Below are 8,186 nucleotides of genomic sequence, written 5' to 3' on the forward strand. Positions count from 1 at the left end.
CGAGGTCGAGATCAACGTCCTCGACCACTGTCTTGTCGACACCGAGCAAAGTCCGCCATAAAGTTAGAGACCGCACGCCGTATTCCTGCCCCTTGAGTTTCTGTTCCTAGACAGTCAGAAACCTAGACAGGAAGCGGTGTGCGGCCGTTAAGGCGCTCCGAAACACCCACGGATACAGCAGGGGAGCCGAGATTCTGCCCAAATCGTCCCCGCAATACTCCGAAAAGCAGTTTCAGACCAGAATCTCCGTCGAATTGGTCCAACACCGGGCACGGCGCTCCGCCCGGGATGAACAACATTCACAAATTGCGGTCGGTTCTCGCCTTCCGGGAGCGACGCTGCAAAACAATTCGACGGCGATGGCGTGACAGAGGGCCGGTCGTAGTAGCTACGACCGGCCCTCTTCCCTTGCACCAAGAGTGTCCTGCAATCACATTTCGCGTCTTCCGCCACAGCAAACGGTTGACGCACTTCGAATATATAACGAACGCGTAACGAAGCGCCACTTGTTCGTCATTCTTTTTTTGTTCAAATCCCCACGAGTGGGGGAGGCGTCCCGATGCCGAGTCCCTATTCTTGGAGATCAAGGATATGTGGAGGCAGCGTGACCGATCGAGCCGTGGCCGTGGCCGCCTGGGAATCACTGTTTCGTGCCCAGGTTGCCATTATGCGCAGCCTGGCCGCCGATTTTCCGGCTCATGACATCTCGTTCAACGAGTACGACGTAATGTTCAACCTGTCCCGGGCCGCCGAGCGGCGCCTGCGGCTCCGCGATTTGAATCGGCAGGTGCTGTTGACCCAGCCGAGCGTGAGCCGTCTGGTCGACCGACTGGCCGCACGGGGCTATGTGCGGAAGCACACCGACCCTACTGACGGCCGCGGCGCCCTGATCGAACTGACGGATGCCGGCTTCGACCTGTTCCGCCGGGTCGCTGTCCAGCACATGGGCACCATCACCGACCGCATCGGCGACACGCTCGGCACCGACGAGCTCCTGCAACTCACCGCCCTCTGCGATCGCCTGCATGGCGCGGACTGACCTGCACCGCCCAGGTCGCGCCGCCTTGACGGAACCCGGCGCGCCGCCTCTCGCTGCCCTGTGCAGGGGGCGCGAGCGGGCGTACGGTGATCCGCGAGGAGGTAATTCCCATGCATGCAGCACAGGGAGACCGGGTCGTCATCCGAGGAAAGACGGTAGAAGCACCGGACCGGCACGATGAGATCGTGGAGGTTCGCGGGCTTGACGGCGAACCTCCCTACCTCGTGCGGTTCAGCGAAGGGCATGAGAGCATCCTGTTCCCCGTCACGGACTTCACGGTCGAGCACATCGAACCTCGCTAGCACAGGATGCCGGAGGGTACGGCACACGCATCCGGCCAGGTCAAGGGGGTACTGCGCCCACATCACCCGAGTCAACTTCGAAACACGCGTTGCAGATCGTGGCGGGTACAAGATCAGAAGCTTCAGCCATGAGAATCACGTGTCCTTTTTGCCACTCGACAGCTCGCCTGACGCCGGACCCGGTGCACGCCGCACACCGCGCCCTCCCCGTCTACGTGCTGACCTGCTTCGGCTGTGATCGCGCCAATGTGCGCCCCGAGTCGGCGCATCTGCCTCGGCCGGACCTGGCCGTTCGCTGATCCGGCGGCCGTCACTCCTCGGTCAGCGGGCGTCGAGGCGGCCGATCAGCTTGTGGGTCGCTGTCATGGCGCCGCCGAGCACGGCCGGTATACCGCCGCCGGGGTGCACCGATGCCCCCACCCGCCACAGCCACGGGCGTGCCCGGCTGGTGTACCCGGGGCGGTGGAACGGCCCGCTCTGCCAGAGCGGGTTGGTGGCGCCGTAGAGCGCACCACCGGTGGAGCCCCAGCCAGCGAAGTACCGCGGATCAAGCACGACGTGATCACGGAACAGCTCGCTGATCGGCCGGTCCAGGCCCACGGCGGCGCTGACCCGCGCGACCTCACGCGCCACCCACGGGCTGTCGAGGTCATAGCGGCGGCCGTCAGCGGGCGCGGTGAGAAGCACCGCCACGGTGGCCCGGTCGTTGGCATAGACCTCGTGCGGCCGGTAATAGTTCAGGAAGGCCATCGTCTGCTCGGGCACAGCCCCGGCATCGAGACTGCGGTGCAGGGCGGCCGGGTCGTCGGGCAACACGACGGAATGCGTGGCGGTGCCCTCCGGCAACGAGGTCTCAAGCACGGCATAGATGGCCACGCCGGAGCAGGACAGCTTCCGTGGCCGGACCGGCGGCACGCCGAGCAGCCCGTCGAGCACCCCACGGTCGAGCCCGCTCACGATCACGTCGGCCGGATGCGTCGTCGTCGCCGTGGTCACGAGCCCTTTCGACACGGCTGTGACGGGCTCGCTAATGCGCACGACCGCGCCGGCGTTCAACGCGAGCCGGTGCAATGCGAGCGGCAGCTCGTTCACACCGCCCTCGGGAACCCACACGCCGTCCCTGGCCATGATCGCCGGCATGCTCGCATACAGTGCGAGGGTCCGCCGGGGAGAGACACCGGCATTGAGGGTGTGGATGGCGATGACCTCACGCAGGCCTTCGGGCATCCAGCTCAGGCCGTCGAGAAAGCTGCGCGTGGTCAGGCGGGTGCCGTAGAGCCGAAACACGTTGCGGACGGCCGGCAGCGATGCCGAATCGGCCGGGTCGGCGGTCAGCATGCTCGTGAGTTGAGGCCCGAGGCCACCGTGTTCTTTTTCGAACCGGGTCCAGGCCGCGTGCCACGGGTGACCGGCGGGCACCGGCAGGACGGCGTCCGCTCCCCGGTAGAAGTACCGGCCCACCTCAGGCAGTCTCCGCAACGTCACCGCGGCCACCGCGGCGGCTTCGGCGGGAACAGAGCGGCGGGCGCCGAGCGCGTCGTAGCGGGCCAGCAGCTCCTCCCAGACCAGAGGGAAGGTGACCAGCGCCGGTCCGGTGTCCACGTGCTGCCCGTCGATTTCGAGTCGTCGGCTCTTTCCGCCGATCCAGTCGGAGCCCTCCAGCACCGTCACCGAATGGCCGGCGCGGGCCAGCAGCGCGGCGGCCGTGAGCCCGCCGACTCCCGCGCCGAGCACGACGATGCGCTGCGGGGTCAGGTTCGTCTTCCTGCGGGATCGTGTCATAGGAGCTCCTTGAGCAAAAAAACTGCCACGAGCTGGGCCCCGGCGACGGAACCTGCGACGTAGGGGAACGCGATCGAGTAGCGGTACATTCGGCGGGCCGTCATCGGCGTGGGGCTGCGCCCCAGCGACCCCACCAACCAGCCGGCGATGAGCGCATTCACCACGGCGACCGGCCAGTTGATCAGCGCGAAACCCGCGGTGGACAGGGCCCACCACGCGCCGCTCCACACCACGGAGCCGCGCGCGCCGAGATGAACGGCAGTGGTTTGAATTCCGGCTGCACGATCCTCGTCGATGTCCTGCACCGCGTCGTAGGTGTGCTTGGCCACACTCCACGCCATGAGTCCGATCGCCGCCGCCCAGACCGGTGACTCGCCGAGGGCGAGAGGCACGAAGACCAGCGGGAAAGCGTAGGCGGCATTACTGAGCGAGTCGAGGTAGCGCCGGGCTTTGAAACGCAGCGGGGGTGCCGAGTAGAAGATGAAGATCACCATGTACGCGGCGATCCAGGCGAGCGCCGCCGCCGGCAACGTAGCGAGGAAATACGCCACGAAAGGCGCGTTGGTCAGCACGACTCCGAGCACGATGGCGCGGGTTTCCGAGCCGAGGATGCGGGCCCCCTCGAGGCCACCCTTGCGGGCGTTCCGGGCATCCGTTTCCTGGTCGAAAATGTCGTTCACACCGTAGATCAGCAGGTTGAACGGCAGCGTCACCCAGAGGAGCAGCGGAACAATCTCCCACCGCCACAAATCCCCGACCAGCCACATGGCGATGACGGTGGTTCCGATGGTGTTGACCCAGAGCACCGGTCGGGAGATCTGAACCAGGCGGGTGAGCACTTTCTCACTCTATCGTTGCGAGAGACCGCGTTTTTTCGGGTGCCGACGCCCGTGCATTTCGGACAAACAGGAAACCCCCGCAATCTGCTGATTGCGGGGGTCCAGATGTGCGCCCGAAGGGATTCGAACCCCCAACCTTCTGATCCGTAGTCAGATGCTCTATCCGTTGAGCTACGAGCGCAGGCTGCCCAGAGCTAAGTACTCTCTGACAACTTGAAAACTATAGCAGTTATTCGGGGTGCTCCGGCGCGAGAACCGGACCCGAGGTGCGGATTCCGAGCCAGGAGGCGAGCCCGCCGGCGAACATCAAGCCCGCGACGACGACCATCACGCGCTGGAATCCCGGAACGTCGAGCGTAGGTCCGATGATCGTGCCGGCCAGAGCCACCGCGACTAGACCGGCCACCCGGGCGACGGCGTTGTTGATGGCCGAGCCGATGCCGGCCTGCTCGGGCCGGATGGAGCCGAGGACCGCGGAAGTGAGCGGCGCCACGGTGATGGCCAGGCCGAGGCCGATCACGACGACGGCCGGCACGACCTGCGACCAGAGCGCGATCGGCGGCACCGCCCCGAGTAGCAGCAGGAATCCGGCTCCTGCCACCATCGGGCCCACGGTCATAAACGCGCGCGGTCCGTAGCGGCCGGCCAGGGTGCCGAACAGGGTCGCGAAGAGCAGGAGCATGGCGGTCGCCGGGATGCCGGCGAAACCGGTTACGGTCGCCGAGAAGCCGCCGACCTGCTGCAGATAGAGCGTGAACACGAAGAAACCGAGGCCGAGGGCGGCGTAGAAACCGACCGTAGCGATGTTACCGACGCCGAAATTGCGGATCTTGAACAGGCTCAGGGGCATCATCGGATGCGGCGCGCGCGCCTCCCACCAGAGGAACCCCGCGAAGGCCAGCAGCCCGACGACAAGCGGCACGAACACGACCGGGCTGGCCCAGCCCAGCCGCCCCTGCTCGATCAGGGCGAAGACCGGACCGCCCAGCCCGAGCGCGGCCAGGCCGGCGCCCCACGCGTCGATGGGGGCCGCCGGACGGGTGCGCACCGGCTCGTCCAGGCCGGCCAGCAGCACCAGGGTAACCATGATGGGGATCACGTTGAGCCCGAAGATCAGGCGCCAGCTGAGCGTGTCCACCAGGATGCCGCCGAGCACCGGACCCATGATGCCCGCGATGCCCGTCCAGCCGGTCCAGGCCCCGATCGCTCGAGCCTGCGCCGCCCCCGAGAACGTCGAGGTGATGAGCGCCAGGGAGCTCGGCACGAGCAGAGCCGCCGCCACGCCCTGCAGCACTCGGGCCAGCACGAGCGCACTCCCCCAGGGTGCGACCGCGCACGCCAGCGAGGTGATCCCGAACCAGACCAGTCCGATTCGGAGCACCCGCACCCGGCCGAACGTGTCCGAGAGTGACCCGGCCACGAGGATCAGGGCGCCCAATGACAGCAGGTAGCCGTCGACCGCCCATTGTTGCAGCACCAGACCGCCGCCGAATTCCCGAGAAATCGCCGGCAGCGCGACCGTGACGATGGAGCCGTCCAGGAACGCCACGAACGACGCCAGAATGGCCACGATCAACACCCGATGCTCTCTGGAAATCACTCTCCCAGTTAACCCGATTCGCGGCCCGATCGAAGGCCCGATCCGGAGGGCGCGGGCCCCGGTCTGGCCCTAGACGAGGTCTGGGGCAGGTGCAAAACTGACGCCATGACCGCGATCCGCAACACCCAGGCATCCTTCGAATACGCCGGCCTTCGGGCCCTGTTCATCAATTGCACCCTCAAACGAAGCCCCGAAATCAGCCACACACAGGGCCTGATGAACCTCAGCATCAACCTGATGCACGAGCAGGGCGTCCACGTCGAAAATATCCGGGCCATCGACCACGACATCGCCTCGGGCGTCTACCCCGACATGACCGAACACGGCTGGGCGACGGATGCCTGGCCCGCCCTGTTCGACAAGGTGCGCGCCTCCGACATCGTCGTGATCGGCGGGCCGATCTGGCTCGGCGACAACGGCTCGGTCACCAAGCGCGTGATCGAACGGCTCTATGCCATGTCGGGGGAGCTGAACGACAAGGGTCAGTACGTCTACTACGGCAAGGTGGGCGGGGCCGTCATCACCGGCAACGAGGACGGCGTGAAGCACTGCGCGTCGAACGTGCTCTATAGCTTGCAGCACATCGGCTTCACGATTCCGCCGGCGGCCGACGTCGGCTGGATCGGCGCGATCGGTCCGGGCCCGAGCTACCTGGACCCGGGTTCCGGGGGGCCGGACAGTGACTTCACGAACCGCAACGTGACCTTTATGACCTGGAACCTGATGCACCTGGCCGCAATGCTGAAGGCAAACGGCGGCATCCCCGCCTACGGGAACCTCCGCGCGGAGTGGGACGAGGGCGAGCGGTTCGGATTCCAGCCGAACCCGGAGTACCGATAGCGGCGTCGACGCGCCCGAAGTGAGGACACCATGACCGCGACCCCGCGGAGCCGCTTGCAGGTGCGGGTCACCGGCGGGATCGTGCGCGGCGTGGACGACAATGGCATTCGGCCTGGCGCGGCATCCCCTACGCTGCGCCACCCGTGGGCGAGCTGCGGTTCCGGGCCCCGCGGCCGGTGAGGAGTGCCTGAGTGTCAACGTGCTTCGGCCGGCGTCGGCGTCGCGTAGACGGCTGGGCCGCCCGGTGATGGTCTTTATCCACGCTGACCACCGCCGCGGTAGCCGACCTGACCCAGGCGGCCGTGGCGCTGCAGGCGCGCACGCCGGATGCCAGCCCGGGCACCTTCTGCCTGATCCCGGTGATCGACGTGGATTTCCTGCCCGAGCGGCCGCTCGACGCCTTCCGTCACGGGACCGCGCACCGGGTGCCGCTGATCATCGGCACCAAAGAGCGGGAGGGGTCGCTGTTCCGGGGCCGGGTGGACATCCTGCCGAAGTCGCCGACGCGTATCGCGGCCATCTTCGACCACGCCCCGGAGAGCCCGCACGACGCGATGCGCTCCGTCTACGCGAGCCTGCCGGCGAAACAGTCGTCGTCGGACTGCGGCGGGGATTTCGTGTTCTGGTATCCGAGCCTGCAGATCGGCGACTTCCACTCCCGGGTCGCGCCGGTCTATACGTACCGGTTCGACCTGGTCCCGCGGCTTAAGCACACGCTGGGCATCAGCGCCACACACGGAATCGAGCTGTTCGCCCTGTTCGACCACGTCGACGGCCCCACGACCCCACGGCCCCACGGCTCGGGCCATGATCCTGCTCGGCGGGCGGGAACTCTTCATCAACGCGGGCGAACGGATGCGCCTGCACTGGCTTCGCTTCGCCTGCACAAGGCGGCCCGACGACACCTGGCCGACCTACTCGGAAACCGACCGGCTGACTCTGAGACGAGGTCGATCGCATCGAATCGGATCCGCGAGGAGAGCGGCGGGCGGTCTGGCAGGAGTTCCTGCCGAACTTCTAGCGGGTAGCGGCGGTTGAGCCCGTCGGCGTGAGCTCCCCAGTTGAGCTCCCCGGTTGAGCTCCCCGGCACTCCTGCGCCGGCCCCCTGGCCGAACGAATTCGACGGAGATTTTGCTCAGAACCGGCCCAGAACATCCGTTTGGGCTCAAAATCGGTAAAATCTCCGTCGAATTCGTTAGGAAGCCCGCGGTGCCTGAGGGGCGCACCGACGGATGCGCGTGGTCGGCCAACCACGGCACCGCGCCGACCGAATTACTTTCTATACTCGTTCAGAACCTCTTGACTTACTATTAGTACACATATACTATTAGGGTATGGCTGGAGCCCCCACTCCGCACCACCCCACCGCCTCACCGCAGGCGGTGCCTTCCCTCGCGCAGGCACCCCTCGCGCAGGCACCCCGTGCACAGTCATCCCTCGTGCAGCAGCTGCAGCAGGCCCGTGACCTGGCCGCGGCCGTGCTCGACTCGGTGTCCTTCTCCCTCCTGGGCGAGGCGGACGCGATGATGGTGCTGGGCACGGTCGAAGACCTCGGCCGCCGGGTCGATGCGGCCAGGGTCGCCTCCGCCGCCGACATTTCGGTGCGGTCCCGCCGCATCCTGGGCCATGAGTCCCTGGCGTATAAGAACGGGGCCAGCAGCGGCATCGACCTGATCACCCGTCTGACCCGCGTCTCTTCCCGGGAGGCGAACCGGCGGGTGCGCCTGGGCGAGAACGTGACCCCGCGCCGGGCGGGCACCAGCATGTTGCCGCCCTACTACCCG

General features: G+C 66.7%; 8 protein-coding genes, 1 tRNA gene and 1 pseudogene. 6 read left to right on the plus strand and 4 right to left on the minus strand.

Annotated elements, in window-relative coordinates; genetic code table 11:
* Positions 1-559: 559 nt before the first annotated feature.
* Together CXY79_RS00170 and CXY79_RS00175 are read left to right on the plus strand one after the other, a co-directional pair.
* Positions 560-1,039, plus strand: coding sequence for a MarR family transcriptional regulator (locus tag CXY79_RS00170; protein WP_104099155.1), 480 nt, complete (start codon positions 560-562; stop codon positions 1,037-1,039).
* Positions 1,040-1,149: 110 nt separating this feature from the next.
* The gene (locus tag CXY79_RS00175) at positions 1,150-1,341 is read left to right on the plus strand and encodes a DUF1918 domain-containing protein (protein ID WP_104099156.1); all 192 of its coding nucleotides are present in this window, start codon (positions 1,150-1,152) and stop codon (positions 1,339-1,341) included.
* Between the two features lie 321 nt (positions 1,342-1,662).
* Here CXY79_RS00175 and CXY79_RS00180 read toward each other — a convergent pair whose 3' ends face one another.
* From CXY79_RS00180 to CXY79_RS00195, 4 genes are all read right to left on the minus strand, one after another.
* Positions 1,663-3,123, minus strand: coding sequence for an NAD(P)/FAD-dependent oxidoreductase (locus CXY79_RS00180; RefSeq protein WP_104099157.1), 1,461 nt, complete (start codon positions 3,121-3,123; stop codon positions 1,663-1,665).
* Positions 3,120-3,962, minus strand: coding sequence for a UbiA family prenyltransferase (locus CXY79_RS00185; protein ID WP_104099158.1), 843 nt, complete (start codon positions 3,960-3,962; stop codon positions 3,120-3,122). The genes CXY79_RS00180 and CXY79_RS00185 overlap by 4 nt, the downstream gene beginning before the upstream one ends.
* Positions 3,963-4,070: 108 nt before the next feature.
* Positions 4,071-4,143, minus strand: a tRNA-Arg gene (locus CXY79_RS00190).
* A 48-nt stretch (positions 4,144-4,191) separates the two neighbouring features.
* Positions 4,192-5,562 (minus strand): MFS transporter, encoded by a 1,371-nt coding sequence (locus CXY79_RS00195; protein WP_104099159.1) that lies wholly within the window; start codon positions 5,560-5,562, stop codon positions 4,192-4,194.
* 105 nt (positions 5,563-5,667) lie between these two features.
* Between CXY79_RS00195 and CXY79_RS00200 the strand changes: the two genes are divergently transcribed.
* The 4 genes and pseudogenes from CXY79_RS00200 to CXY79_RS00210 all read left to right on the plus strand — a co-directional run.
* Positions 5,668-6,402 (plus strand): flavodoxin family protein, encoded by a 735-nt coding sequence (locus CXY79_RS00200; protein ID WP_104099160.1) that lies wholly within the window; start codon positions 5,668-5,670, stop codon positions 6,400-6,402.
* A 107-nt stretch (positions 6,403-6,509) separates the two neighbouring features.
* Positions 6,510-6,593, plus strand: a pseudogene (locus tag CXY79_RS16815) (carboxylesterase family protein); the annotation flags it as partial.
* Positions 6,594-6,704: 111 nt separating this feature from the next.
* Positions 6,705-7,430, plus strand: a complete 726-nt coding sequence (locus CXY79_RS00205; RefSeq protein ID WP_104099161.1) for a carboxylesterase family protein — start codon at positions 6,705-6,707, stop codon at positions 7,428-7,430.
* Positions 7,431-7,736: 306 nt separating this feature from the next.
* A partial coding sequence (locus CXY79_RS00210; RefSeq protein ID WP_369827909.1) for a hypothetical protein occupies positions 7,737-8,186 on the plus strand: 450 nt, incomplete at its 3' end.

Source organism: Cryobacterium sp. M96, from assembly GCF_002929845.1.
In the GTDB taxonomy this organism is placed as follows: domain Bacteria; phylum Actinomycetota; class Actinomycetes; order Actinomycetales; family Microbacteriaceae; genus Cryobacterium; species Cryobacterium sandaracinum.

What these genes read in the sequence shown, in the direction of transcription:
- CXY79_RS00200 (WP_104099160.1), top strand. Translation starts at nt 5,668, where the DNA reads ATGACCGCGATCCGCAACACCCAGGCATCCTTCGAATACGCCGGCCTT.
- CXY79_RS00180 (WP_104099157.1), bottom strand. Translation starts at nt 3,123, where the DNA reads ATGACACGATCCCGCAGGAAGACGAACCTGACCCCGCAGCGCATCGTC.
- CXY79_RS00175 (WP_104099156.1), top strand. Translation starts at nt 1,150, where the DNA reads ATGCATGCAGCACAGGGAGACCGGGTCGTCATCCGAGGAAAGACGGTA.
- CXY79_RS00170 (WP_104099155.1), top strand. Translation starts at nt 560, where the DNA reads ATGCCGAGTCCCTATTCTTGGAGATCAAGGATATGTGGAGGCAGCGTG.